Annotated in this window: 21 protein-coding genes; 19 read left to right on the forward strand and 2 right to left on the reverse strand. The window is 51.0% G+C overall.

What is annotated here, in order from left to right:
* The 19 genes from ltrA to EDM58_RS04870 form a co-directional block, all read left to right on the forward strand.
* Positions 1-1,242, forward strand: a 1,242-nt coding sequence (gene ltrA, locus EDM58_RS04775; protein ID WP_183187424.1) for a group II intron reverse transcriptase/maturase, incomplete at its 5' end; no start/stop codon positions are given.
* 222 nt (positions 1,243-1,464) lie between these two features.
* Entirely contained in the window at positions 1,465-3,600 is a 2,136-nt protein-coding gene (locus EDM58_RS25625) for a WIAG-tail domain (RefSeq protein WP_183187425.1), read from the forward strand.
* Positions 3,601-3,973: 373 nt separating this feature from the next.
* Positions 3,974-5,263 carry an asparagine--tRNA ligase gene (asnS, locus tag EDM58_RS04790; RefSeq protein ID WP_122912346.1) on the forward strand — a complete coding sequence of 430 codons (1,290 nt, stop codon included), beginning with the start codon at positions 3,974-3,976 and terminating at the stop codon, positions 5,261-5,263.
* Between the two features lie 125 nt (positions 5,264-5,388).
* Positions 5,389-6,069: a DnaD domain-containing protein gene (locus tag EDM58_RS04795; protein ID WP_122912347.1), complete on the forward strand. Its 681-nt coding sequence runs from the start codon at positions 5,389-5,391 to the stop codon at positions 6,067-6,069.
* 162 nt (positions 6,070-6,231) lie between these two features.
* Positions 6,232-6,612: a hypothetical protein gene (locus EDM58_RS04800; protein WP_122912348.1), complete on the forward strand. Its 381-nt coding sequence runs from the start codon at positions 6,232-6,234 to the stop codon at positions 6,610-6,612.
* Positions 6,593-7,780, forward strand: a complete 1,188-nt coding sequence (locus EDM58_RS04805; protein ID WP_122912349.1) for a glycosyltransferase family 4 protein — start codon at positions 6,593-6,595, stop codon at positions 7,778-7,780. The genes EDM58_RS04800 and EDM58_RS04805 overlap by 20 nt, the downstream gene beginning before the upstream one ends.
* 101 nt (positions 7,781-7,881) lie before the next feature.
* Positions 7,882-8,928: a glucose-1-phosphate thymidylyltransferase gene (locus EDM58_RS04810; RefSeq protein WP_122912350.1), complete on the forward strand. Its 1,047-nt coding sequence runs from the start codon at positions 7,882-7,884 to the stop codon at positions 8,926-8,928.
* The gene (locus EDM58_RS04815) at positions 8,925-9,728 is read left to right on the forward strand and encodes a glycosyltransferase family 2 protein (protein WP_122912351.1); all 804 of its coding nucleotides are present in this window, start codon (positions 8,925-8,927) and stop codon (positions 9,726-9,728) included. The genes EDM58_RS04810 and EDM58_RS04815 overlap by 4 nt, the downstream gene beginning before the upstream one ends.
* Entirely contained in the window at positions 9,725-10,675 is a 951-nt protein-coding gene (locus EDM58_RS04820; protein WP_122912352.1) for an NAD-dependent epimerase/dehydratase family protein, read from the forward strand. The genes EDM58_RS04815 and EDM58_RS04820 overlap by 4 nt, the downstream gene beginning before the upstream one ends.
* A 24-nt stretch (positions 10,676-10,699) precedes the next feature.
* On the forward strand, positions 10,700-11,773 hold the full coding sequence (locus EDM58_RS04825; protein WP_122912353.1) for a glycosyltransferase: 1,074 nt from the start codon (positions 10,700-10,702) through the stop codon (positions 11,771-11,773).
* A gap of 12 nt (positions 11,774-11,785) precedes the next feature.
* Positions 11,786-13,072: a UDP-glucose dehydrogenase family protein gene (locus EDM58_RS04830; protein WP_122912354.1), complete on the forward strand. Its 1,287-nt coding sequence runs from the start codon at positions 11,786-11,788 to the stop codon at positions 13,070-13,072.
* 124 nt (positions 13,073-13,196) lie between these two features.
* Positions 13,197-15,005, forward strand: coding sequence for an oligoendopeptidase F (gene pepF / locus EDM58_RS04835; protein ID WP_122912355.1), 1,809 nt, complete (start codon positions 13,197-13,199; stop codon positions 15,003-15,005).
* 178 nt (positions 15,006-15,183) lie between these two features.
* A complete protein-coding gene (locus EDM58_RS04840) occupies positions 15,184-16,407 on the forward strand; it encodes an efflux RND transporter periplasmic adaptor subunit (RefSeq protein WP_122912356.1) in 1,224 nt (407 codons plus the stop codon).
* Positions 16,408-16,409: 2 nt separating this feature from the next.
* Entirely contained in the window at positions 16,410-19,484 is a 3,075-nt protein-coding gene (locus EDM58_RS04845) for an efflux RND transporter permease subunit (RefSeq protein WP_122912357.1), read from the forward strand.
* A gap of 115 nt (positions 19,485-19,599) precedes the next feature.
* Positions 19,600-20,388 carry an SDR family oxidoreductase gene (locus tag EDM58_RS04850; protein ID WP_122912358.1) on the forward strand — a complete coding sequence of 263 codons (789 nt, stop codon included), beginning with the start codon at positions 19,600-19,602 and terminating at the stop codon, positions 20,386-20,388.
* Positions 20,389-20,428: 40 nt separating this feature from the next.
* Positions 20,429-20,920, forward strand: a complete 492-nt coding sequence (locus EDM58_RS04855) for a YajQ family cyclic di-GMP-binding protein (RefSeq protein WP_023554364.1) — start codon at positions 20,429-20,431, stop codon at positions 20,918-20,920.
* Positions 20,921-21,010: 90 nt separating this feature from the next.
* Positions 21,011-21,484 carry a hypothetical protein gene (locus EDM58_RS04860; RefSeq protein WP_122912359.1) on the forward strand — a complete coding sequence of 158 codons (474 nt, stop codon included), beginning with the start codon at positions 21,011-21,013 and terminating at the stop codon, positions 21,482-21,484.
* A gap of 104 nt (positions 21,485-21,588) precedes the next feature.
* On the forward strand, positions 21,589-23,247 hold the full coding sequence (locus EDM58_RS04865; protein ID WP_122912360.1) for an AMP-binding protein: 1,659 nt from the start codon (positions 21,589-21,591) through the stop codon (positions 23,245-23,247).
* A 76-nt stretch (positions 23,248-23,323) separates the two neighbouring features.
* Positions 23,324-23,833 (forward strand): GNAT family N-acetyltransferase, encoded by a 510-nt coding sequence (locus EDM58_RS04870; protein WP_122912361.1) that lies wholly within the window; start codon positions 23,324-23,326, stop codon positions 23,831-23,833.
* Between the two features lie 71 nt (positions 23,834-23,904).
* Here EDM58_RS04870 and leuD read toward each other — a convergent pair whose 3' ends face one another.
* Positions 23,905-24,489 carry a 3-isopropylmalate dehydratase small subunit gene (leuD, locus tag EDM58_RS04875; RefSeq protein ID WP_023554360.1) on the reverse strand — a complete coding sequence of 195 codons (585 nt, stop codon included), beginning with the start codon at positions 24,487-24,489 and terminating at the stop codon, positions 23,905-23,907.
* Positions 24,486-25,916, reverse strand: a complete 1,431-nt coding sequence (gene leuC / locus EDM58_RS04880; RefSeq protein WP_122912375.1) for a 3-isopropylmalate dehydratase large subunit — start codon at positions 25,914-25,916, stop codon at positions 24,486-24,488. The genes leuD and leuC overlap by 4 nt, the downstream gene beginning before the upstream one ends.
* Between the last annotated feature and the right edge of the window lie 105 nt (positions 25,917-26,021).

The raw sequence follows: 26,021 nt of genomic DNA on the forward strand, positions 1-26,021 counted from the left end.
ACCCTATATCTTTGTGCCAAGGCAAACTCAAAACGGCGATTTCATGCCTTGTATGACAAAATCTACCGCCCGGATATTCTAGCGACAGCTTGGAGGAGAGTAAAAGCAAATAAAGGGAGCGGAGGAATCGACGGACAATCCATCGCACAGATTGTGGAGGAGTATGGGGAGAGCCGTTTTCTTAACGAGATCTATCTAGATTTAAAAGAAAAGCGGTATCGTCCACATCCGGTTCGTCGAACTTACATCCCTAAACCGGATGGCAAGAAACGTCCACTCGGCATCCCGACGATCAAGGATCGGGTGGTCCAAATGGCTACTAAGCTAGTCATTGAACCGATCTTTGAAGCTGATTTTCGGGACTGTTCTTATGGCTTTCGGCCAGGAAGAAATGCTCACCAGGCAATTGCACAGATACGCAAAGCAAGCAAGAGGTGTTATTGGGTCGTAGATGTTGACATTAAAGGGTATTTCGACAACATCAACCATGAGAAGTTGATGAAACTGGTCGAAATGAGAATCAGCGACAGACGTGTTCTGAAACTTATCCGACAATGGCTGCAGGCTGGGGTCATGGAAAATGATCAATTCCATGAAACAGAACTGGGAACTCCGCAAGGAGGGGTAATCTCGCCTCTTCTTTCAAACATCTATCTAAACTACATGGACACCATTTGGGAAAATCAATTCTCCCATCTTGGCACACTTATCCGCTATGCGGATGACTTCGTTATCATGTGCAGAACCAAACAAGAAGCATTGGAAAGCATTCAAGTGCTGATGGCTATTCTAAACAAGCTGGAGCTTAGTCTCAGTAAAGAGAAATCTAGACTCGTTAATATTTGGGACAATTCCACTGGGTTTGACTTTCTTGGGCTGCACCATCGCAAATTCCCCGTGTTCAACAAAGGGGGGAGCAAGGTATTTGCTATGTCTCATGTACCAGCTAAGAAAGCAATGAAGGAAATGAGACGTAAAATTAAGGAATACACTGCACCAAGGAACAAACTGTTTCTGTCTCTAGAAGAGCTAGTGAAAGGGCTAAATCGCAAGCTAAGGGGGTTCAAGAACTACTACTTCATCTCGCCCATCGCCAAACGATGGGCAAGACGGATAGACTGGTATGTGATTGAACGCCTTACAATCTTCTGCAACAAGAAAAGAAGCAAGCGGAATAAACATGCCGGAAAGCTGAAGGTCATACAAAACACGCAGGGTAGTTTATTGAAATTAGCCGGATAAAGTAAGCCGAATGCCAAAGAAAGAAGAACATCGGAAAGCCGTATGAGGGAAAACCTCACGTACGGTTTGATGAGGGGGAGCTGAAATGAGCAAGGCGACCATACGGTCGCCCGAAAGTTTCAGTTCTCTACTCTACAAATTTGCGTACACAAGTACCCACCACCCAGAAACGTGAATACGCTACACAATAGCTATGTTGTCACTGGACGGGAGGAGAGCCGCATGGCAAATGTAAATCGCCGAAAGCTAAATAAAAATCTGGGCAAAACGTATCGAAGCAGCGTGCATGACATACCCCTGATCAAGACGGGTGGGGATCTTGCGGAAGTGTACGAATTGGAGGCAGAACTGTTAGGTACCCATACAGAACCGTTCCTTTATCCCCCATTGCAAAAGAAGCCAAAGAAGGGGGTATCTTCTAATCAGACAACCTTTTCCAAGATGATAAAAGAACGTACGGGGGACCGGCCGCAATCCTTCGTTTATACGGATGATTTGACCGATCAGGCGGTAACGACCGAGAAAATTGCCAATCGCGCTGTCGATGCTGCCAAAATCAAACCCGGTACGGTGGACACTCTTCTCTTGAAAGATTACGCTGTAGACGCCACGAAACTGGCTGATCAAAGTGTAACCTCAAGCAAAATTGCCCCACAGGCGATCGCACGCGAGCATCTGAGTGCTGGAATCATCAGCAATGAAATGATTCAAAACCGGTCGATTTCCGGGGATAAACTGATGAACAACAGCATCACCTCGGAAAAGCTGGCAGACAATACGATCGATTCTATCAAGTTCAGGGATGGTGCTATCCAGAGCAGACACATTGCTGAGCAAGCGATTACGAGAGAATGTATCCAGGACCAGGCAATTACGTCAGACAAAATCAAAATGGGCGGGATTCAAAAAGGGAATTTGGCAAATGAGATCATCAATTCCGCCAAGCTGGAAGACGGTGCCGTAACCAGCAGCAAGCTTCGCGATGGAGTAGTCACTTCTTCGAAAATCGACGAAGAGGCGATAGAATCACGCCACCTTAGGGAAGGCAGCATCCAGCACCATCATCTTGCAGAGATGGCGGTGGACAGTGTCAATCTGACTGCGGGGTGTGTGCAGAATCAACATTTGGCGTTTGATGCCGTCTATCCTCAAAATATTGCAGATAACGCGATTACGAGCGAGAAAATCAGTCCTTACGCCATCCTCACCGAACATCTGGATCATGCCAGTATCACATCTGAAAAAATTGCCAGAGAATCGATCACCAGCAACCATCTTCAGTCATCCAGCGTGCAGACCGTTCACTTGCAGGAGCAAGGTGTTACCACAGCTAAAATTGGAGATTCGCAGATCACGACCAGCAAGCTCGCCGACAAGGCCGTCACGGCTGACAAACTGGCCCCCTGGAGTGTCGGAAGTGAACATGTGAACAAGGAAAGCATCCAGCGAATCCACCTGGCAGATGGGGCAGTCGACAGTGACAAAATCGCAGCCAGATCCATTGAGGAGCAACATTTGACCCAGCGACTGATTAACTCTGCCCATCTGATTGAAGCTGCCATACAAACAGATCATTTGGCTGATCGGGTCATCACGACATCGAAGCTTGCCTCGGAATCCGTCTCTACCGATAAAATTACGGAACAGAGCGTCACGACAGCCAAATTGGCTGAACATGCAGTTACCACATCCAAGCTGGCGACAGATGCCGTCAAAAGCCGCCATGTAGCAAGAGGTTCGATTACCAGCGAGAAGATAGCCGACCATGCAATTCAAGCCCAACATCTTGGCCCGCAGGTGATCCAGCAGAAGCATATCGCGGCATCAGCCATCGGACATCATCAACTGCAAGACGAAAGTATAACGACAGAAAAACTGGCAGCCGGTGTAGTAACTCCTGAAAAGCTCTCTTTTCGTCCGGTAGAAACACATGCTGCACAAGGGGAAACCCTGCAGCAGTTTGGCTTCGCGCCATTCCGTTTTTCAGCCAACAAAAGGATGGTTGATGTGACAATCCGTTTGCCGCAGCCCTACTCGAACCAGCATTATTGCCTGGTTGCCATGACGAATCAGCCGGGGTGCCACGCCTCGCTGAAATACAGTACCAAAACGAATTCGGTGATTACAATATTCCGGCCGCGGATCGGACAGGAAATAAATGGGGTGGTACATTGGATTGCGCTGGGAGAAAAGGGGCTGCCTGTTGATGATTACGACCCTGCAGCGTTTTCGACTTGGCGGGATGAGGAAGAGGAACCCGCAGACGAGTTGGTAGAAGAACAGGAGGAGTTGCTGTTCGATCTGGGCCAGGAAGTTTCATCAGAGGACAGCGACCCGGATGCGAGTGAAGAATCATAAGCATTCAGAGTTAGAACATATCTACACCCTCTGTCCCTTTACGGGTTTGAGGGTGTTCTTTACCTATGTATTCAAAAGGAGGGAAGGTGCAAAACAGGAGGACCACATAAAGCTGGCTGAGGAAAAAGGGGAGATGAGAGAAGATCCCAACCCGGCAGAAGCGTTCTCCCCCTTTTCCCTCCATCTCCACTACAGTATAAAGACTAACCAAGCACCCAAAAGCAAGCAAACAAGCAACATAATAAAATTACGGTAAACTATCGAACCTTCTCATTCGCTGTTCTCGTTGTATTTGCCACATGCCGATAGTATAATTGTTAGGTATACCAAGCATCTCATGTAAGGTAATGGCTAATGGAGGGAAAGTGATCCGATGTTGACGACCATTGCTCAAGTTGGGCAGCATGTGGGACAAGAAGTTCGAATAGGTTGCTGGCTGTATAACAAGCGCAGCAGCGGTAAAATACAGTTTCTTCAGCTTCGCGACGGGTCTGGATTTATTCAGGGTGTTGTCGTGAAGGCTGAAGTAGGGGAAGACGTCTGGGAAAATGCATCCAAATTGACACAAGAAAGCTCGTTGTACATAACAGGTACTGTACGCGCGGACGATCGTGCTCCAAGCGGTTATGAACTGACTGTGACAGGTGTGGAAATCATTCAAATTGCACAGGATTATCCGATCTCTTTGAAAGAGCATGGGGTCGACTTTTTGATGGATCACCGCCATCTCTGGCTTCGTTCGCCACGCCAGCGTGCCGTCATGGCCGTGCGTTCTGAAGTCATTCGCTCTGTGTATGAATTTTTCCAGGAAAACGGCTTTTACAAGGTAGACCCGCCAATCCTGACGCCTACTTCTGCAGAAGGTACGACCAATCTGTTCCATACCAAGTACTTTGACGAAGATGCCTATCTGTCCCAATCCGGCCAGTTGTATATGGAAGCTGCCGCGATGGCTCTGGGACGGGTTTATTCGTTTGGTCCTACCTTCCGTGCAGAAAAATCCAAGACCCGCCGCCATCTGATCGAGTTCTGGATGATTGAACCCGAGATGGCGTTCGTGGATCATGAAGAAAATCTGCGCATCCAGGAAGCGTTTGTATCCCATGTCGTGCAGTCCGTTCTGAAGAACTGCCAGCGCGAGTTGAAAACGCTCGAACGAGACACCAGCAAATTGGAAAATGTGGTTGGTACATTCCCGCGCATCACGTATGATGACGCCATCAAGCTGCTTCAGGAAAAAGGCAGTGACATCAAGTGGGGCGATGACTTCGGAGCGCCCGACGAGACGCTGATTGCCGAGCACTATGACAAACCGGTCTTCATCACGCACTATCCGACTGAGATCAAGGCTTTTTACATGAAGCCGCACCCGGAAAGACCTGAAGTGGTCCTCTGTGCGGATTTGATCGCTCCAGAGGGTTACGGCGAGATTATTGGCGGCAGTCAACGCATTGATGATCCAGAGCTTTTGGAAAAGCGCTTCGCCGAACATGAGCTGTCGGAAGAAGCGTATCGCTGGTATCTGGATCTGCGCAAATACGGAACGGTTCCTCACTCCGGCTTTGGCTTGGGTCTGGAGCGAACCATTGCCTGGATTTGCGGATTGGATCACGTGCGCGAGACGATTCCATTCCCGCGCATGTTGTACCGCCTCTATCCGTAAACGGGTTACCGTCCTTTTTCTCGAAACACCCTGTTGCTGGATGGCAGCAGGGTGTTTCTGTCACAGAAAAAGCGGCGCATGAGCGTGGTATCCGAGTCATTCCAACCCAGAGGAGACGTTGCTTCATGGATTCCCATATTTTACAATTATTGCAAGAGGGTGCAACTTCTGTATCCAACTTGCTGTTAAAAATGTATAAACGCATGTCGCTGGCAGATGAAGAGATGATGCTGCTCATTCATCTGTTGTCCTTTCAACAGGAAGGCAATCGTTTTCCTACACTGGCTGAGCTGGAGGAGCGGATGTCGATCGGGAATGCCCGGTTGATTCAAGCTCTGCAGAAACTGCTGAAGGAAGAATGGATCGCCATCGACGAGTATCGGGACGAACAGACCGGCATGCGGCATGAGCAGTACAATCTGACTCCTTTATACCGCAAGCTGTACAACGCCTGGCGAGAACAGCAAGGCTCCGTACACGGCAGCACGTATAGCGAGGTGGCCGTCTCACAGGAAATGGAGCCGGTGGGACTTTACTCACGGTTTGAACAGGCTTTTGGCCGTCCCTTGTCCCCGATCGAGGTCGAGAATATCCACATGTGGACACAGCAGGATGGCTATCAGGAGGACTTGATTTTGACCGCCCTGCGCGAAGCTGCGACGGTAGGAAAATTGCACATACGCTACATCGACCGCATTCTTTTGGAGTGGCAAAAACAGCAGATCACAAGCGTAGAGCAAGCCCGCCACTACAGCCTGCAGTTCCGCCGCCAGCAGACAACCAAAGACCATCGGCTACCGCTTTGATTGGAAACAGTCAAAGCGGTTTTCTTGTTTTCTGTACACGTACCCATTCTAAGCCCGTGTCATAGCATATTACGAAGAAGCTCGCTGCCGCGCCCGCTACCATCGCGACAAGGACGAGTAGAAGGTCCTGGAGCGGGAGGCAGAATGCTGGAGGTATGGTAGATGGAAAAACGAAAAAAATGGGATATGCCGCATTGGGTTACCCCGGGTGTGTTTTCGGGAAGTTACGTCGTGGATGAAGCTGTAGAACGGATTACCAGTTTCAAGCCGATGGAATTTACCTTGCAAAAACCGTCTGGCAACGAGAAGCAGTCGGATGAAGCTCTCAAAGATGCGATTAAACAGGTAGAAGAGCGATTGATGGAGCAAATCCGCGAGCTGGAACAAAAGCTGATCGAGGCGAGAGAGCAAGCGGCAGCTATGGAAAAGCACTGGAAGGCTGCCGAAGAGGCACAGGCCAAGGAAAGACAGCATCTTTATCAGGTCGTCCTGTCCTTAAAAAAGGAGTGGGAGAACGAACGAAATGCACATCGCGATCATTAGTCCCGGTCCGTTCTCAGTCCCTCCAGTCAAGGGAAGCTCGGTCGAGCATGATATTGATGAAGTGACAAAAATGATGGACCCAGAACATCAAGTGACCATCTATACACGCAAATGCCCGACCTATCCGAAATCAAGCGTTGAGGAGAATCGGCGCTTTGTCAGATACCGCTACAATGGGCCAAAGCCGTATTTGCAAAAGATCATAAATCATTTGCGCAAGCACAAGCCAGACGTCATCATGGTGGAAAATCGGCCTCAGTACGTATTGGCGTTGAAGCGCCGCTTTCCCAAAATCCCTGTATTCGTCAACATGCACTCGCATGTATATGCGACCCCTGCGATGATCAGCCCCAAAAAAATGCGGCGCGTGGTGCGGCTGGCTGACGGGTTTATTACGAACAGCGAGTATCTGCGCCGTCATTTCATGACAAAGCGCAAAATCCCGGCTTCAAAGATCCAGGCGGTCCATCTCGGGGTAGATGTCACACCTTATCAGCAAGCCAAGCTCCACTACACCGTAAAGAAGCTCCGCAAACAACTGGATTTGCTGCCAGAGCATCGGGTGCTCTTCTATGCTGGAAGATTGATCCGGGCAAAAGGTGTTCACGTATTGTTGCGTGCATTTCGGAAGGTAAGCGAACAGGATCCCTTGGCGCGATTAGTCATCGTGGGCGGCACAGGATATGGCAGCAATCGCCTGAACAAGTATGTGCGTGAGTTGAAAAAGCTTGCCAAACCGCTCGGGGACAAGGTAAAGTTCGTCAAATTTGTCCCGAGCGCGCAAATGCCGCTTTATTACCAGATCGGCGATGTAGTCGCGACACCTTCCGTCTGGCAGGAAGCGTTTTGCCGCGTCAATCTCGAAGCCATGGCATCAGGAAAACCGGTCATTACGACCCCCCGCGGGGGAATCGGGGAAGTCGTGACCCATCAGGGCAGCGGCTTTCTCATTCCGCCCAAGGAGTGGACAAAAGAGCTTCCTGTCATCTGGGAGGGGCTATGGAAGCATCCGCAGATCAAAAACGAGATGGGGAAACATGCGCTGAGCCGTGCCAAGCAGTTTTCCTGGTATGCGACAGCTCAAGGCTATCTCCGCGTTTTTGAGCAAGCTGTACAAAAGCGCAATTCCAGCCGCACAAAACCAAGCGAACTGCTGCGGGCAGGATAGGTCAAAGCCCTTTCTTGCTATGGGTTGGACGTTTGCCCTGTCCAGATATGTAACTGTGCATACGTTGTAAGTATCACAGAGCACATCTGGGGAGTGATATTGTGAAAGGATTAATCTTATGTGCTGGCCGTGGCACACGACTGCACCCTTTTTCCTATTCGCAACCCAAAACCCTCCTCCCAGTGGCCAACCATCCAGTTTTACACTCTTGCATCCGCAAGTTGCGTGAAGTGGGTGTCCATGACATCGGGATCGTCATTCACCCTTCCCAGGTACAAATTCCTCCGTTGGTTGGTGATGGTAGTCAATTCGGGGCTACCATTACCTTTATTGAACAAAAAGTTCCCTTGGGTATCGCACATGCCGTCAAACTGGCCCAGCCATTCCTGCTAGACGAACCTTTTATCCTGCTGTTAGGTGATAACTTGTTGATGGATTCGCTGCATGGACTGACAAGTACTTTTGTACATGCGCAATCCGATGGTGCCGTAATGGTCAGCGAAGTGGAGAGACCTCAGGATTATGGGATCGCTGAAGTGAAAGACGGCCGTCTCATTGGTGTGGAAGAAAAGCCGAAGCAGCCGAAAAGCAACCTGGCCGTCATCGGTGCGTATCTGTTCACCAAACCGATCTTTGAGTCGATCGCTTCCTTGCAGCCATCGGCACGCGGCGAATATGAGATTACAGATGCGATTCAATCCATGATCGATCGCGGATATCATATTGCCCATGTCACCACGAATGGCAAATACACGGACGTGGGTACGATTGAGCGCTGGCTGGAGGCAAATCGCTGGATGTTGGAAAGAGAGTTGGGGGAGACGTACCATGTCGGTGCGACCAGTACCCTGGAAAACTGTACAATTGTTGGTCCGGTATTGATTGGCGAGGGTTGTCACATCAAGGATTGCACAATTGGGCCATACGTCTCCATACAAGACGGTGTCCGCTTGGAGAATTGCGCCCATATCGAAAACAGTATTTTTCTGGAAAACAGCACCATCCAAGATGTCGCATGGAAGGTGACCGACAGCGTCTTTGGTCGGTCCTCTCAACTGACAGGTCAATCTGCTGACAGCATCGGCGTTTTCATCTTAAGCGACAAGTCTTCCATGCGGCTACCAGCTGTCAAGAGGGAGGAGCTATGAGTCCGACCTTTACTGTTGTCATTCCGACGTATAATCGGGCGAAATTCATTCGCAAGGCCATCTCCAGTGTCTTGAAGCAGAAGTCCAAAGACTGGAAACTGCTGATCATGGACGACGCATCAACAGATAAAACCAGAAAAAAAGTAGAGAAATATCTGTACCATCCCAATGTATCCTACTACCGCATGGAAAAGAATTCAGGAATATCCAAAGTGATGAACACAGCTCTTACCATGATCGATACCCCGTATCTGCTGCAGCTGGACTCCGATGACTGGCTCCCCAAGCGAACCTTGTCCACCATCAAGAAGTACATCGACAAAAGCAAACCCAAAACAGCTCTTTTCTACGGCAATGTGAAGATTTGGCGGGTAAAGCGAGGGAAGTATTACAATCCCTTCCTCGTAAAACACAAGCATTTTCGCAACAAATACCAGTTCTTGAAGTACAATCGCTGGATGGTAGCGCCACGCTGCTATCGGGTGACAGCCTTGCGCGAGGTAGGGGGCTGGGATACTTCCGACAAGTACGAGGGACGCATTATGGAGGATCGACGCATCATCCTTCGACTGATAGAAAAATTTCCTGTCAGATATATCAATCGCAAGCTTTACAATCGCACCAAGCACAAAGGGCAACTCACAGACCGAAAAATGAAAAGAAGACGGAATCATCTGCGCAGAAAAACGTTCTCCCATTATCTGAAACGTTGGGGGAACCGCTATCGGGCTGTGTACGGTTATCGAGACGGATATCTGGTCATCAAACGGTTGAAGAAAGTGAGGCGGCGGCGTCGATGACGAAAGCACTAGTCACAGGATGTGCCGGGTTTATCGGTTCTCATTTGACGCAGCGTCTGCTCCAGGACGGCGTTTCCGTGATCGGGATAGACGGATTTCTTGACAACTACGACGTAGCTGCCAAACTGCGCAACCTTGCGGAGATTGGTACGCATCCCGCCTTCACCTTTCATTCCGTCATGCTGCAGACCCAAAAATGGGAGCAGTGGCTGGATGGGGTCGATGTCGTCTATCATCTGGCTGCCCTTCCCGGGGTACGCAGCAGTTGGGGGTCAGCCTTTTCCGACTATGTCAGCCACAATATTTTGGTGACACAATCACTGCTGGAGGCTTGTCTGAAACTGCCCAAGCCGCCAGTCATCGTCGCTTCGTCCTCTTCCTCGGTCTACGGAACGATGGAAGGGAGCCATACCGACGAACAAACACCCCTTCGGCCGATCTCCCCCTATGGAGTCACCAAGGCGTCGATGGAACAGATTTGCCAGGTGTATGTAAAAGCTTTTGGTCTGCCCGTCACCATGCTTCGATATTTTACGGTCTATGGGCCGAGGCAGCGTACAGATATGGCTTTCCACCGTTTTTTCACTCAAATGCTGAAGGGCGAGTCAGTCGCCATATACGGCAATGGGCAGCAAAGCAGAGACTTCACTTTTGTGACAGATGCCGTAGAAGCCAATCTGCTGGCTGCGCAGCATGCCTCACCCGGTGATATTTTCAACATTGGCGGCGACCGGGAAATCAAACTGATCGACGTGCTCAACATCATGGGCCAACTGCTGCAAATTACGCCGAAGATTCAATTTACGACAGGCTCCGCAGGAGATTCCCTGCGAACCTGTGCTGACATCAGCTTCGCTCAAGCCAAACTGGGCTACCGGCCTCGTGTAGGGCTGGAGGATGGACTCCGAATGCAATTGGCCAATTTGCGCGCCCAGAACAAAGGATAAGAATGAATGACAGGAGGCCGAGTCATGCATCGTGTCCTCGTATACCGCAGAAAGTTTCTTCCGAAGAGCGAGACCTTTATCTACGAGCAATTGCTTGGCCACCGCCGGGTCAAACCGATTGTTCTGACACGTCAACGCCAACAGAATAAAAAGCTGTTTCCCTACTCGCCGGTCTACGTTCGCAAGCGTATGACCGGCCTCTCTGCATGGCTGCGAAAAAAGAAAGTCAAATGCCTTCATGCGCGATTCGGTCCGGCAGGCTTGGAGCTTCTCCCATACGCAAGACGTGCCAAGCTTCCTTTGATTACGTCATTTCACGGCTTTGATGCGACGAAGAGAGTGCGGGAGAATCCCGGGTACCGTCGTTCGCTCAAACGGTTATTTCGACAGGGAAAAGCGTTTACCGTGGTGAGCAAGCACATGAAGAAGCGCCTTGTCCGTTTGGGATGCCCGGAGAAAAAAATAACATTGATCCGCTCGGGCATCGATTTGCGCAAATTCCCGATGCAGCCGCCCCAAGAGGTCACAAACGGCGAGTACCGCCTGCTAAGCGTAGGCCGTCTGACGGAGAAAAAGGGGATGGATACGCTAATCAAGGCTTTCAAGCGGCTGCGGGAACGCTTTCCGCATGTCAAGCTCATCATCGTAGGCGATGGAGAAGAACGGAAAAAACTTCACAGGCTGGCCAAAAAATTCCGAATCGAAAAACAGGTTGTGTTCAAAGGCGCCCTGCCGCATGAAAGGGTTCAACGGGAGCTTGCGCGCTGTCATCTCTTTGTCATCGCTTGCAAGACAGCACGCAACGGCAATCAGGAGGGGATACCCAACGTGCTGATGGAAGCCATGGCTACGGGGAGGCCAGTGATATCCACCTACCATGCTGGGATTCCAGAGTTGATCGAACACAAGGTAAGCGGCTATCTGGTGCCGGAACGCTCACCAAGCAAGCTGGCCCGGATGATCGAGTATGTCATGACGTCCAGAGATGAATGGCCGCAGATCGTCACTCGAGCGAGGGAAAAGGTAGAGAAAAACCACGATATTGAAAAGCAGCGAGCCAAGCTGGAGGAGCTCTATCTACAAGTGATGAAAAGATGATGGGGTGAAGGAATGAAGGTAGCCGTAATCGGTACCGGGTATGTAGGATTGACCACTGCAGTATCCCTGGCAATGAAGGGGCATGAGGTACTGGGAATCGATGTCGATGCAGCGAAAATCGAGCTATTGTCCAACGGGCGATCCCCCATTTACGAGCCAGGCTTGGATCAGGTTCTATTGGAAATGCTTGGACAAAGCAAAATCCGTTTTTCCACAAAGCTGCTCGAGGCAAAGGAAGCGCAAGTCGTTTTTGTTTGCGTGGGTACACCCGAAGCTGCAGACGGCGAAGCGGATCTGAGCTACTTGCATGCCGCTTTGCAGGATATTGCCTCGTTGCATGAGCATTCTCCTGTAGAGCGGATCGTCGTGATTAAAAGCACAGTACCAGTCGGAACAGGGGATTGGGCGGCAGATTCGTTGCGCCGTTGCAATCAACTGCATGTCGTCTCGAATCCGGAATTTTTGCGTGAAGGCTGTGCGTTGGAGGATGCCCTGAATCCGTCCCGCATCATCGTGGGGGCAGACAGCGAGGAAGCAGTTGCGGTCATGCAAACGCTCTACAGCGGACTTTCGGCTCCTTGGGTCATTACGACGCGAGCCAATGCGGAATTGATCAAGTACGCCTCGAATGCGTACCTCGCCGCGCGCATCTCCTTTATGAACGAATTGGCACGCCTGAGCACCGTACTCGGAACAGATGTAACCGTCGTTTCCCATGGCATGGGCCTGGACAGCAGGATTGGTCCGCAATTTCTGCGCGCGGGGATCGGTTATGGCGGCTCCTGTTTTCCCAAAGATACCATCGCCCTGCTGAAACTGGCCAACCAGCACGGCGTCACACTGGGTCTTCTAGAGAAGGTGAGGGAAGTAAACGCCTCTCAGCCTGTTTGGTTTATTGAACAATTGGCCCAAAAAATACCGGACCTGTCAGGCAAGCGCATCGCGGTCTTGGGACTCGCATTCAAGCCGGACACAGACGATATTCGCGAAGCCCCCGCACTGCGAATTCTTGCGGCTCTGCAAGCTGCAGGGGCAGTCGTTTCCGCTTACGATCCCATCGCAGCAAAGGCGGTTGCAGCATTGTTTCCCGATGCGGAATATGTTACGGCGCCAGAAGCAGCATTTGTCGGCGCGCATGCGGCAGTCTTGGTGACAGAATGGCAGGAGTGCGTCAAATTGGATTGGAAGCTCATCAAGGAACAGATGGAGCGACCACTTCTCTTCGATGGCAGAAACGCCTGGCCTTGCGATGAGTTGAAGAAAGCCGGATTCGAGTATCAAGGCGTGGGCAGAAGCTGACTCCTCCTATATGGAGAGTTGGCTTTTTTGATTTTGAGGGAAAAGATTTTCATGTCAATTTGAACCAAGAGGGAGAATACGATACGATACAAGTAGTGAACACCAATGATGAGGAGTGATCGATTTGAATAAAAGCAAGACACTGCCGAAACGAAGCGAAGTTCCTGCCGAGCATAAATGGCGATTGGAGGACATTTATCCGACAGACGCAGCGTGGGAAGAGGATCTGCAGAAAGCGAAGAAGCTTTCGGAAGAGATTGCTGCCAAGAAAGGAACGCTGGGTCAGTCCGCCAAGCATTTGCACGAGGCACTCACCCTGCAGGACGAACTTCTTCAGACGCTGGATCAGGTATACGTCTACGCCCGGATGAGACGCGACGAAGACAACGCCAACAGCAAATATCAGGGCCTGACAGACCGTGCCACCGCACTCAGTACGCAGGTGTACGGCGCTATCTCATACATACAGCCGGAGATCCTGGCGATTCCGACTGATACCTTGAAGCAATGGGTCGAGGAGGATGCGGGCTTGGCTCATTACCGCATCATGCTGGACGAAATTACCCGATTCAAGCCTCATACACTGTCTGCAGAAGAAGAAGCTCTGCTGGCTAATATGAGTGAACTCGCATCTGCTCCCTCCAAGATTTTCGGGATGTTGAACAATGCTGACATCAAGTTCCCGATGATTACCGACGAGAACGGGGAAGAAGTGGAGCTGACCAAGGGACGTTATACCCATTTTATGGAAAGTAAAGATCGCCGAGTGCGCAAGGAAGCGTTCGAGGCGCTGTACAGCACGTACGGCAAATTTCGCAATACGATTGCCGCTTCCCTGACTTCATCTGTCAAAGCGGATGTCTTCTACGCCCGTACGCGCAAGTATCCGTCCGCGCTTTATTCCGCCTTGTTCGCAGACAATGTGGATATTTCGGTATACGACAATCTGATCGCAACCATCCGCGAGCATTTGCCCTTGATGCACAGGTATATCTCCCTGCGCAAAAAAGCTCTTGGCGTCGACGAACTGCATATGTACGATCTCTATGTCCCAATCGTTCCGGAAGTGGACATGAAGATCCCGTATGACCAGGCTGTGCAAACGATCAAAGAAGCGCTCCATCCGCTCGGGGAAGACTACGGAAAAGTGCTGGAGGAAGGCTTTACAGGGGGCTGGATTGACGTCCATGAGAATGAGGGCAAAACAAGCGGGGCTTATTCCTGGGGAGCCTATACGACTCATCCTTTCGTCCTGATGAACTACCAGGACAACGTCAACAACATGTTTACGCTGGCTCATGAGATGGGGCATGCGCTGCACAGCTATTACTCGAACAAAAATCAGCCGTATACTTATGCGGACTATAAAATATTTGTCGCGGAAGTAGCCTCTACCGTGAATGAGGCACTGCTGATGAACCATCTGCTGGAGACGACAAAGGATAAGCAGCAGCGGATGTACCTGATCAACTACTATCTGGAGCAATTTAGAGGGACCGTATTCCGTCAGACGATGTTTGCAGAGTTTGAGAAAATCGTCCATGCCAAGGAAGAGGCGGGAGAACCGCTCACGGCAGACAGCCTCAACGAAATTTATCGTGAGCTGAATGTGGCGTATCATGGACCTGAGATGGTCATCGACAAAGAAATCGAACTGGAATGGGAACGAATCCCGCATTTTTACCGCCATTTCTACGTCTACAAATACGCCACCGGGTTCTCTGCGGCGACATCGCTCTCCAAACAGATTCTGGAGGAAGGGCAGCCAGCTGTGGATCGTTATCTCCAGTTTTTAAAAGGCGGAAGCTCAGACTACCCGCTCAATCTGCTGAAAAATGCGGGCGTGGACATGACGTCGCCAGAACCGATCCGCGAGGCTTTGGCTGTCTTCAAATCATTGATAGAAGAGTTGGAACAACTTATTGGACAATAGGATTAACCAAGGATCGAACAGTCGGAGAGTGTGCTCCGGCTGTTTTTTTATATCCAAAATATGGGTGCTCTCCGTCTGGAGGAGGAGAGAAAGTTCCAACCCTTGACTGTTTGGGACGGAGGGAAAAACTGGCACAATAACGCAAGGGAAAGATTGTAAGTCAATTGGAGGAATACTCGTGAAAAAACAAGCGGCATTCATTCTTGCGTCACTCTTGCTCGTGACGGCAGGTTGCAGTCAGGCTCAGCCCGAAGCAGCCAGCCAGGAGATTGTAAAAGCAAAGGTAGTGGAAGTAGTGACCGTAAAACCTCAGACTGATCCGGTTCTCCTGCAGTTGACGGGAATCATGGAAGCGAAGAGGGATGCAGTCCTGCCCTTTGGTACAGGAGGGACGATCGCTTCCATCGGTGCTGTCAAGGGAGCGCACATCGCACAGGGACAGCTATTGGCCACTTTGGATACGCGCTACTACCAGAAGGAAGTGGAGGCAGCTGCAAGCCAAGTAACGGAAGCGGCGGCTCGGAAAAGCAAAACGTTGAAGGGCGCAAACGAAGAGGCAATCGAGCAGCAGCAATTGCAGGTCACAAACGCGCAAAACCAATTGGCAAAAGCCAGAGAAGACGTGGAAGTAGGGGAAAGACTATTGGCGGGAGGCGCGATCTCGCAAAGCGAAATGGATGAACGCAAACGCGCCTTGGCGAGCGCAGAAATCAGCGCGCGTAATGCGCAATTGGCCCTGGATTCCTTGCGTCGGGCAGCGGAACCAGAGGACGTAGCGATCGCGAATGCTTCGATCACACAAGCAGCCAGTCAAGTGGAGCGGGCGAAAAAAAGCATGGATGATGCGAAGATTGAGGCTCCTTTTGCCGGAACGGTCGTGGACATCTACAAGCAGATCGGTGAGCAGGTATCGCCAGGTGAACAAATGATCCATCTGGTCGACCTGTCCGAGATCAAGGTAACCCTTGATGTGACGAATGACGAAATCGGTCTCTTCGGTAAAGACTCAAAGGTTCAGGTGGAATCGCAGGACGGGAAGACGGGCGAGGGGAATGTGACGTTCGTCGCACCAGTCATGGATAAGCAGACCGGAAAATACCGTGTCGAAGTGACAGTTGCCAACCCGGATGAATCCTGGCGCGGCGGGATGATGGCTACTGTGAAGGTGCCGCGCAAGATTGATGGTTTCCTCGTCCCGCTGGAGAGTGTGGGAGTCAGTCAGGCCAACCACTACGTCATGGCAGTTGTCGACGGCAGCACCGTAAAAAAAGAAGTGAAGACAGGTCAGCTGGTCGATGATCAAATCGAGATTCTGTCCGGTGTCTCAGCTGGGGACCAGCTCCTGAGAAGCGGGATTACCTTTTATGTAGAGGGACAAAAAGTGGAGGCGAAAGGAGAATAAGCATGATTCGGATGATTCTCTTTTTGCTGAAACGTCGTCTCATCGTCTACCTGATCACGTTCTTGATCGTGCTGGCCGGTATGGGCTCGTTGTTCAGCTTCAATATTGAATTGGTGCCAAAATCCAATTTTCCGTGGGTAAATGTCTCTGTGAGTGGCGGGGCTTTGCCACCGGAAGAAATCGAAGAAAAAGTAACTCGAAAAATTGAGCAGGAACTCAAATCGATCAACGGAATCAAGGAATTTTCCTCTAGAACGAGTACAGGCAATACTTCTATCCAAATCATCGCTGAGGAAGGCCAGGGGGAACAGGTCAAACAGGAAGTGCAAAATGCCGTGAATCGGCTGCGAAATGACTTTCCCAAAGATGTCGATCGAGTCACTGTCAGCCAGGACAATCTTGGCGACGATGCGCTGGTTGATTATGCCCTTGTCGGTGTTGATCCGCAAGCGCTGCTCAGCCTGGCCAAGACGACGATCAAGGATCGCATCGAAGCTGTACCAGGTGTAAAGGAAGTAGTGGTATCAGACCGCAGCTTTGAGAATAAGATCGCAGTCACTCTCTTGCCCGATCGTCTGAACGCCTATCAAACGACACCGGCTCAAGTCATCGGCCAACTGCAGCAAACCAACTGGAAACAAGCAGTGGGGACTTTGGAAAACAGCGGTTTTGACACGGTCGTGATGATCGACCATTCTTACAGTACCGTGCAGGAGATGAAACAGCTCGTCATCGACACACCCAAGGGAGCCGTTTCATTGGACCAGTTGGCAACGCTTGAGGATCTGCGCGGCCAAGTGAAAGATTCGGTCGCTCTTACCAATGGCGGCGTGTTCATCTATTTGTCTGTCAAACGCTCGGACGGCAGCGATTTGATCACCACGCAAGCAAAGGTGGAAGAAGTTGTAAAGGAAATCAATGCGGAAGCAAGCGGTCAGTATGAGATAAAAGTTATGGTGGAGGCAGTCTCCTATATTCAGCATGCGGTCAGCAATTTGAGCCGTGAATTGATGGTTGGCGGCTCACTGGCGATTATCATCCTCTTCCTCTTCTTGCGCAACTGGCGCGTGACACTCGTGATCGCTACCACATTGCCGCTGTCAGCATTAATGACGTTCATTGCGATGAAAATTGGCGGCTACAACATCGACATGGTTACGTTGATCTCGCTCAGCCTGTCGGTGGGATTGATCGTGGATGCGGCAATTGTAGTGCTTGAGAGCATTTATCATTTCCGGGAAAAAGGAGAGCCGCTGTCTGAGGCGATCGTAAAAGGGACCCGTGAAGTGCTGACGCCCGTCTTTACTTCTCAATTGACGATCATCGTCGTCTTTTTGCCACTGATGTTTGCGGATTTTGAGGACTGGTTGAAGCCGATTCTGGCGACTATTGCCTTTACCGTGACCTCCGCCATCATCGCGTCTACAGTGGCAGCCTTTTTCTTCGTCCCTGTATTCTCGGAGCGCTTTTTGCAAAAAGACAAAAAAGTCTCCCTGGAGGGAAGCGGAAAGGATCATCTCATCGTCAGATCCTTCCAGCGTCTGTTGAAATTTGCGCTGCGCCATCGGGTTAAGACAGTAATCGCTGCCGTTGCGCTTTTGGTTGCATCAGGATTTTTGATGCCGTTCATGAAAATGGGCCAGGGAATGGATGTCAATGAAAACATCGTGTTTGCGGAAATTACGATGCCAAAGGGATCTACTTTGGAAGCGACTCAACGAGCATCCATGGATGCAGAGGATCAGCTGCGCCAATTGGCGGAAGTGAAGGACGTCTTCTTTTTCGCGAATAAGAGCTCATCTGAAATATTTATTCTGCTGAAAGGAAAGAGAGAGCGAGACCGGGGCAAGGAGGAATTGACCCAAGAAATCAACGAACGCCTCAAATCAGTCTCAGGAATCGAGAATATCACGACCGCTTTCGGCGGACAGGGGACGCAAGCGCCGATCCAATTGGACATCAAAGGGGACGACATGGATCAGATGGCCGGGATAGCCAGAGATGTCGAGGCCATGCTGGCAAGCATCGAAGGTGTGAACAACATCCGCAATGATTTAGAGGAAGGAAAAGAAAAGGTCACGTTGGTTCCCCGACAGGAGGCCTTGGCTCGTTTTGACGTGGATCATCGCTCTTTGCTGCAGCAGATCAGCATGATGCTGGGAACGCAAGCGATTACCGTCATTTCAAAAGACGGCTTGGATGTAGACGTCGTCGCGAGAATGCCGGAGAATTGGTTGAAGCATCCGGAGCAATTGCGCCAGGTCATGGTATCCTCTAATCAGGGAGCGCAGGTTCCCTTGATCGAGCTGGTGGACATCAAGTACAGCAAATCTCCTGTCGTGATCGTCCGTGATCAGGGAGAGCGAAAGGTGACGGTCTTTGCCGAAATGCTCGGGACCGATCTCGGGACGGTAGGACGCGAGGTTGCCGCAAAAATGCCGGGGTTGGCGATTCCAGCGGGGTATCAGGTCGAAATTGCAGGGAAACTGAAGGAACAGAGCGCCAATATGACCCAAGCTCTCTTGGTTTTTGTAGGTGTACTCGCTTTGATCTACGTCATTATGGTCGCGCAGTTTAGCCGAATTTCCCAGCCCTTGATCATCCTTCTGACCATCCCGATGGCCTTGGTAGGTGTAGTCATCGGATTCGTCCTCACGCAGCGCATTTTTGGAGAGATGGCGATTATCGGAATGATCATGCTGATCGGGATTGTCGTCTCCAACGCCATTTTGCTGATCGACCGAATCAATCTCTTGCGTGAGCGGGGTATGTCTTTGTCAGAAGCCATTGTCCAAGGAACGAAAGACAGGGTCCGGCCGGTTATCATGACCAAGCTGACAGCGATCCTCGGCATGTTTCCCATGGCGATGGCCGTGGCAGAAGGGTCCGATCTCGAGGCACCTTTGGCGACAGCGGTTATCTCTGGCTTGATATTCCATACGATGGTCACACTCATCCTGGTGCCTGTCTTGTATTCCCTATTTGAGGGGACAAAAGAAAAAAGACTCGCGCGCAGAGAAGCTCGAAAAGCTGCAAAACAAGCTGCTGCAGAGGCTGCCATCGGAATCAAACTATAAAACCTAATAAATGGGGAGGGGGAGTGCGTTTTCCCTTCTCTTTTTCTTTTCGTTCTTCAGAAAGTTCTGTAGAATGGAGGGAAACATGGATTCATGATGAAAAGGGGTATGGTACATGGATTTGCAATTAAAAGGAAGAACGGCGATCGTACTGGCTTCCAGCAAAGGGTTGGGCCGGGCGACAGCTCGCTGCCTGGCACAGGAGGGAGCGAATGTGACCATCTGCGGACGTGATGAGGAAGCACTCGCTTTGGTCAAAGCCGAATTGCAGCAGCTCACTGGCGAAGAGCCGCTTTCTGTCGTAGCGGACGTCACACAGGCGAGCGACATTGCGCGCATTGTGGAAGAGACAGTCGCTCGATTTGGCGGTGTTGACATTCTGGTCAACAATTCCGGTGGACCTACTCCGGGAAATTTTGACCAACTCACGGACGAACACTGGATCAAAGCGTTTGAGCTGAATCTGCTGAGCTACGTTCGGGCGATCCGCGCCGTCCTGCCGCATATGCGGGCGAAGCAGTTCGGGCGCATTATCAACTTCACTTCTTCCTCGATCAAGCAGCCGCTGGAAAACCTGATTCTCTCCAATACCTTCCGCACAGGAGTTGTCGGTTTGGCAAAGTCCCTGTCTACAGAGCTTGGACCAGATGGCATCCTCATCAATACGATCGGTCCAGGCCGGATCGCGACAGATCGGGTCGCACAATTGGACCAGAACCAAGCGGAACGGACCCAGATGACAGTGGAAGAAGTCCGGACCAAGGAGGAGGCGTTGATTCCGGTAGGACGCTATGGTCAGCCGGATGAATTCGCCCGCATGGTCACCTTCCTCGCCTCACCTGCCAACAGTTATGTAACGGGGCAGGCTATCCTGGTCGACGGCGGACTGGTCAAGGCATTGTAATTGTCAAAACCACTGGTATGAACGGGAAGGAGCCAATCGCATGAGCAAAGAAAATTCATTCGATATTGTTTCCAAGGTAGATTTGTCGGAAGTGACCAATGCGATCCATACGGCACTCAAAGAGATCGAGAATCGCTTTGATTTCAAAGGGAGCAAAAGCAGCATCTCCCTGGAGAAGGAAGAGATCGTGCTGGTCTCAGACGATGAGTTCAAACTGGGGCAGGTAAAGGACATCCTGATCGGCAAACTGGTGAAGCGCGATGTCCCGATCAAAAACCTGGACTACGGAAAAATCGAGCCTGCGGCAGGGGGGACTGTGCGTCAACGCGTCAAGCTGGTGCAGGGCATTGACAAGGAAAATGCGAAACGGATTACCACGATCATCAAGGATGCTGGTCTGAAAGTGAAAACCCAGATCCAGGATGACCAGCTTCGCGTCACGGGCAAGAGCAGGGATGAGCTGCAGATGATCATTGCGGCAATCCGCAAGGCTGACCTGCCGCTTGACGTCCAATTCATCAATTACCGTTAAAACCGAAAAAACTTTTACTTCTAACCTCTCTTCTTTTCGCGTATGCATGTACAAAGAAGTGACAAGCACTGTGAAAGGGAGAGTAGAGACATGAAGGTCTTTATTATCAGTATGCGCAACCTCATTCTGGGCGGCATCGTTTTCCTGATTGTCCTGGTAGCAGGGATCATGCTGCTGGTGAAGGATCCATTGAACGTGTCTGACTCCTACCGTCCTGGGGGAGAAAGCGTCCCTGCCTCTGCCGCGCCGGTGAACAAACCCGTCGGTACAGAAAAGCCATCCTTGAATCTGGACATTCAGGTGGATGGTACGACGGCAGAAGTATCGCTGCTGACGCAGAACTTTGAATTTGTCGAAGAAAACGGCGACATGAGCTTGGATCCGGTATACGGAGAAGGCCACGCGCATCTCTACTTGAATGGAGAAGCGAAGGGCATGATCTATCAGCCAGAGTTTCTGCTGAAGAAATTGCCAAAAGGCGAGCATGAGTTGCGCGTAGAGCTGAACTACAGCAATCATCTCCCTTACAAGGTAGAGGCAGTCAAAAAATTCGTCGTGAAGTAAGAGGCAAGCGTTCCGATCGGGGGACGCTTTTCTTTTTTTGCTGTAGAAGGAATATATTGGAGGAAGGAAGAAATTCTACTCGAAAAATGAGTGGGGGTGTCTGCATGCTTCGTAGCATTACAATCGGCGATTTGCTAGATGAGACAGCAGGAAGTTACCCGCAAAAAGAAGCTTTGGTCTGCCAGGAACGAGGTCTGCGCTATTCCTTCGAGGAATTTCGGGAGTTGTGCAATCAGGTGGCGAGAGGGCTGATGTCGCTTGGCATCCAGAAAGGGGAGCACGTAGCGATCTGGGCGACCAATGTGCCCGAATGGGTGATCAGTCAATTTGCGACCGCCAAAATGGGGGCTGTTTTGGTGACGGTCAATACGAGCTATCGGACGCATGAGCTGGAGTACCTCCTTCGACAATCCGAGTCGACGACGCTTTTGCTTATCGATGGCTACCGGGACGCCAGTTATTTACAGATGATTCAGGAAATTTGTCCCGAGCTTGCCACGAGTAAGCCGGGGGAACTCGTCTCCGCACGTCTGCCTCATTTGAAAAATGTCATATATTTGGGAGAAGAGCGTCAGCCGGGGATGTTCCTCTGGCAGGATTTGTTGGAGCGGTCGGCCTCGATAGACGAGGAGGCTCTGTTACAAAGACAGCAATCGCTTGGTCCGGATGATGTAATCAATATGCAGTACACGTCTGGCACCACGGGCTTCCCCAAAGGGGTTATGCTTTCCCATTACAACATCGTCAACAATGCGATCAAAGTCGCCGAATGCCAGGGGTTGGGTCTGGAGGATCGGGTGTGCATCCCGGTGCCTTTCTTCCACTGCTTCGGCTGTGTGATGGGCACGCTGGCATGCGTTGCTACAGGGGCTACGATGGTTCCGGTCATTTCTTTTGATCCCGGACTGGTCCTTTCCGTGGTGGAAAACGAGCGCTGCACGGCCTTGTACGGTGTTCCCACGATGTTTATCGCGGAATTGAATCACCCGTCATTCGCTACTCGAGACCTAAGCTCTCTGAGAACGGGCATCATGGCTGGTTCGCCATGTCCGATGGAAGTGATGAAGAATGTCATCGAGAAAATGGGCATCCGGGATATTACGATCGCCTATGGGCAGACCGAATCCTCTCCCGTTTTTACCCAAACCCGGCCAGAAGATACGATCGAACGCAGGGTGTCTACTGTAGGACGCGCACATGAAGGGGTGGAGGTAAAAATCATAGATCCGGCTACTGGAGAGACGGTTCCACCCAATGTGCAGGGGGAACTATGTACGCGCGGGTATCTGGTGATGAAGGGCTATTACAATATGCCGGAGCAGACGAGGATGGTCATTGACGAACAAGGCTGGCTGCATACCGGGGATCTTGCGACAGTGGATGAAGATGGCTACTACCGGATTACCGGACGTCTCAAAGACATGATCATTCGCGGCGGGGAAAATATTTACCCGCGTGAGATCGAGGAGTTCCTCTACTCGCATCCCAAAATCCTCGACGTACAGGTCGTCGGAGTGCCGGACAGCACCTATGGGGAACAGGTCTTGGCCTGCATCCGCGTCAAACCGGAAGAGACGTTGACAGCAGAAGAAGTCAAGGCGTATTGTGACGGGAAGATCGCACGCTTTAAAATTCCGCATTACATTCAATTCGTCGAGGATTATCCGATGACGGCTTCAGGCAAAATCCAAAAGTTCAAGCTGCGTGAACAAGCGATCCAGGCCTTCGGGTTGGCATCCAGTACTGAGCCCAGCACTGCTTGATCGCGGAGAGGGCACTTTACAATCTCGCTTTCCTCTACTATGATGGTGGGAAAAGTAGGAAGAGGGGCAACTAGAGATGCAGATTCGCTTGTTGACACCAGATGATGCGAAAGCCTTGGCTGCGATTCGCCTGGAGGCACTGGAGCAGGAGCCCTATGCTTTTGGAGCCAGTCTGGAAGAAGAGAAAAAACGCAGCTTGGAAGAATGGCAGGCGAGACTTGCAGAATCCAATCGTGAGGAGAGCGGGTACTTCGGGGCCTTTGATGCTGGTGAGATGATCGGCTTGATCGGTTACTTTCGACACAAGGGTGCCAAGGTAAGGCATAAAGCATCCATTGTTTCTATGTATGTGAAAAAAGCACATCGCGGGACGGGCGTGGCGGGGCAATTGATGCAAGCTGCCCTATCGCATCTGCAAGCATTCGGCGACATCGATCAGGTCCAGTTGGCAGTCGTAACTGCCAACGAAGCAGCGAAGCGATTTTACGAGAAAATGGGCTTTGTAACGTATGGCTTGGAGAAGAGGGCGCTGAGGATTGGAGATATCTACGTCGACGAGGCCCACATGTACAAAATGTTCGAGTAGGAAAGAGCGAAAAAAAGCGAAGGCATGCAAGCAGCAATGCCTTCGCCTTTTCACGTGATTCGCAGATTATTTTAGCGGCGAGCCTCGTAAGCGGCAATCTTGTCTTCGTATTGAAGGGTGATGCCAATGTCATCAAGACCATTGAGCAGGCAATAACGGCGGTACGCATCCACTTCAAACGGATAGGAGAGGCCATCGTTGTCCTTGACCACTTGCTCCTGCAGATCGATGGTCAATTGATAGTTTTCCTTTCCTTGTGCGCGTTTGAACAGTTCATCTACTTGCTCTTCGCTGAGCTTGATCGGCAGAATGCCGTTTTTAAAGCAGTTGTTGTAAAAAATGTCGGCAAACGACGGTGCGATGATCGCGCGGAAGCCGTAGTCGAGCAGGGCCCATGGCGCGTGCTCGCGGGAGGAGCCGCAGCCGAAGTTGTTGCGAGCCAGCAGTACGGTAGCATCCTTGTACGCAGGCGTGTTCAAAATGAAGGAGTCGATCGGGCTGCCGTCAACCTCAAAGCGCCACTCGTAAAAGAGGAATTGGCCAAAGCCGCTGCGCTCAATCCGTTTCAAAAACTGTTTGGGGATGATAGCGTCTGTATCTACGTTTACACGGTCGAGTGGGGCTGCCACTCCGGTGTGGATGACAAATGGATTCATTGGAATACCTCCTTGCTAGCGTTCTCGCGTTTCCATTCACGTACATCGACGAAATGTCCAGCGATTGCTGCCGCCGCTGCCATTTCCGGGCTGACCAAGTGCGTACGTCCTCCGCGTCCTTGACGTCCTTCAAAGTTGCGGTTGGAAGTGGACGCGCAACGCTCGCCTTCGGACAAGATGTCTGGGTTCATCGCGAGACACATGGAGCATCCCGATTCGCGCCAGTCAAAGCCGGCTTCCTGGAAGATGAGATGCAAGCCTTCCTGTTCCGCCATCTGTTTTACCAATTGAGAGCCAGGAACGACCATTGCATGGACAGAAGGGGCGACCTTGCGTCCTTTGGCAACTTCCGCCGCTTTTCTCAGGTCTTCGATTCGGCCGTTGGTACAGGAGCCGATGAAGACGCGGTCGATTTTGATTTCGCTCATTGGCGTGCCTGGAGTCAGACCCATGTAGGCGAGAGCGTCTTGGGCAGCCTTGCGTTGGTTAGCTGTTTCAAAGGATTCCGGGGCTGGAACGGTTTTGGTGATGTCCGTACCCATCCCTGGGCTGGTTCCCCAGGTTACTTGTGGAGCAATCTCGGAAGCGTCGATTTCGACGACTGTATCATAAACAGCCCCTTCATCTGTAACAAGCTGCTTCCATGCTTCAACTGCAGCGAGGAAATCTTCGCCTTGCGGAGCATAGCGTTTGCCTTTCAAATAGTCGAAGGTGGTTTGGTCCGGTGCGATCAGACCTGCGCGGGCACCGCCCTCAATCGTCATGTTGCAGACTGTCATCCGCTCCTCCATGGTGAGCTTGCGGATGGCTTCACCTGTATACTCGATGACATATCCAGTAGCGAAGTCAGTTCCGTATTTTGCGATGATCGCCAAAATTAAGTCTTTTGCGCTAACGCCAAAAGGCAAGTCGCCATTTACGCGCACTTCCATCGTTTTGGGTTTGGATTGCTGCAGGCATTGGGTAGCCAGTACATGCTCGACTTCACTCGTACCGATACCAAAGGCGAGGGCTCCAAATGCGCCATGCGTAGAGGTGTGGCTGTCGCCGCATACAATCGTCTTGCCAGGCGTGGTCAATCCCAATTCAGGTCCGATGACGTGAACGATCCCTTGATCCGGGCTGTTCAAATCCGCGAGGGTGATGCCGAATTCTTCGCAGTTTTGCGTAAGTGTCTCCATTTGTTGACGGGAGATCGGGTCTTTCACATTGAAGCGGTCTGCGGTTGGAACGTTGTGGTCCATTGTGGCGAAGGTCAGGTCAGGGCGGCGCACTTTGCGGCCGGCGAGACGAAGGCCTTCAAAAGCTTGTGGCGAGGTTACTTCATGAACCAGGTGCAGGTCAATGTACAAAAGGCTTGGTTTGCCTGCCTCTTCGTGGATGACATGATTTTGCCAAATTTTTTCAAACATCGTGCGGGGTTTCATCATTCTTTTTCCTCCTTCGTGCGAAAAACTCTTATCAAGGTTGTATCATGGCAATGAAAATAGATCAAAGATATAATAATTATGAGATGGATAGCTTTTGCCTAT

Source organism: Brevibacillus panacihumi (assembly GCF_003710985.1).
GTDB classification, from domain to species: Bacteria; Bacillota; Bacilli; order Brevibacillales; family Brevibacillaceae; genus Brevibacillus; species Brevibacillus panacihumi.

Excerpts from the sequence above, each read along its gene's own strand:
- leuC (WP_122912375.1), bottom strand. The coding sequence starts at position 25,916 with ATGAAACCCCGCACGATGTTTGAAAAAATTTGGCAAAATCATGTCATC.
- EDM58_RS04870 (WP_122912361.1), top strand. The coding sequence starts at position 23,324 with ATGCAGATTCGCTTGTTGACACCAGATGATGCGAAAGCCTTGGCTGCG.
- EDM58_RS04855 (WP_023554364.1), top strand. The coding sequence starts at position 20,429 with ATGAGCAAAGAAAATTCATTCGATATTGTTTCCAAGGTAGATTTGTCG.
- EDM58_RS04830 (WP_122912354.1), top strand. The coding sequence starts at position 11,786 with ATGAAGGTAGCCGTAATCGGTACCGGGTATGTAGGATTGACCACTGCA.
- EDM58_RS25625 (WP_183187425.1), top strand. The coding sequence starts at position 1,465 with ATGGCAAATGTAAATCGCCGAAAGCTAAATAAAAATCTGGGCAAAACG.
- EDM58_RS04865 (WP_122912360.1), top strand. The coding sequence starts at position 21,589 with ATGCTTCGTAGCATTACAATCGGCGATTTGCTAGATGAGACAGCAGGA.
- EDM58_RS04795 (WP_122912347.1), top strand. The coding sequence starts at position 5,389 with ATGGATTCCCATATTTTACAATTATTGCAAGAGGGTGCAACTTCTGTA.
- asnS (WP_122912346.1), top strand. The coding sequence starts at position 3,974 with ATGTTGACGACCATTGCTCAAGTTGGGCAGCATGTGGGACAAGAAGTT.
- EDM58_RS04805 (WP_122912349.1), top strand. The coding sequence starts at position 6,593 with ATGCACATCGCGATCATTAGTCCCGGTCCGTTCTCAGTCCCTCCAGTC.
- EDM58_RS04850 (WP_122912358.1), top strand. The coding sequence starts at position 19,600 with ATGGATTTGCAATTAAAAGGAAGAACGGCGATCGTACTGGCTTCCAGC.
- EDM58_RS04800 (WP_122912348.1), top strand. The coding sequence starts at position 6,232 with ATGGAAAAACGAAAAAAATGGGATATGCCGCATTGGGTTACCCCGGGT.
- EDM58_RS04825 (WP_122912353.1), top strand. The coding sequence starts at position 10,700 with ATGCATCGTGTCCTCGTATACCGCAGAAAGTTTCTTCCGAAGAGCGAG.
- EDM58_RS04845 (WP_122912357.1), top strand. The coding sequence starts at position 16,410 with ATGATTCGGATGATTCTCTTTTTGCTGAAACGTCGTCTCATCGTCTAC.
- leuD (WP_023554360.1), bottom strand. The coding sequence starts at position 24,489 with ATGAATCCATTTGTCATCCACACCGGAGTGGCAGCCCCACTCGACCGT.
- EDM58_RS04820 (WP_122912352.1), top strand. The coding sequence starts at position 9,725 with ATGACGAAAGCACTAGTCACAGGATGTGCCGGGTTTATCGGTTCTCAT.
- EDM58_RS04815 (WP_122912351.1), top strand. The coding sequence starts at position 8,925 with ATGAGTCCGACCTTTACTGTTGTCATTCCGACGTATAATCGGGCGAAA.
- EDM58_RS04860 (WP_122912359.1), top strand. The coding sequence starts at position 21,011 with ATGAAGGTCTTTATTATCAGTATGCGCAACCTCATTCTGGGCGGCATC.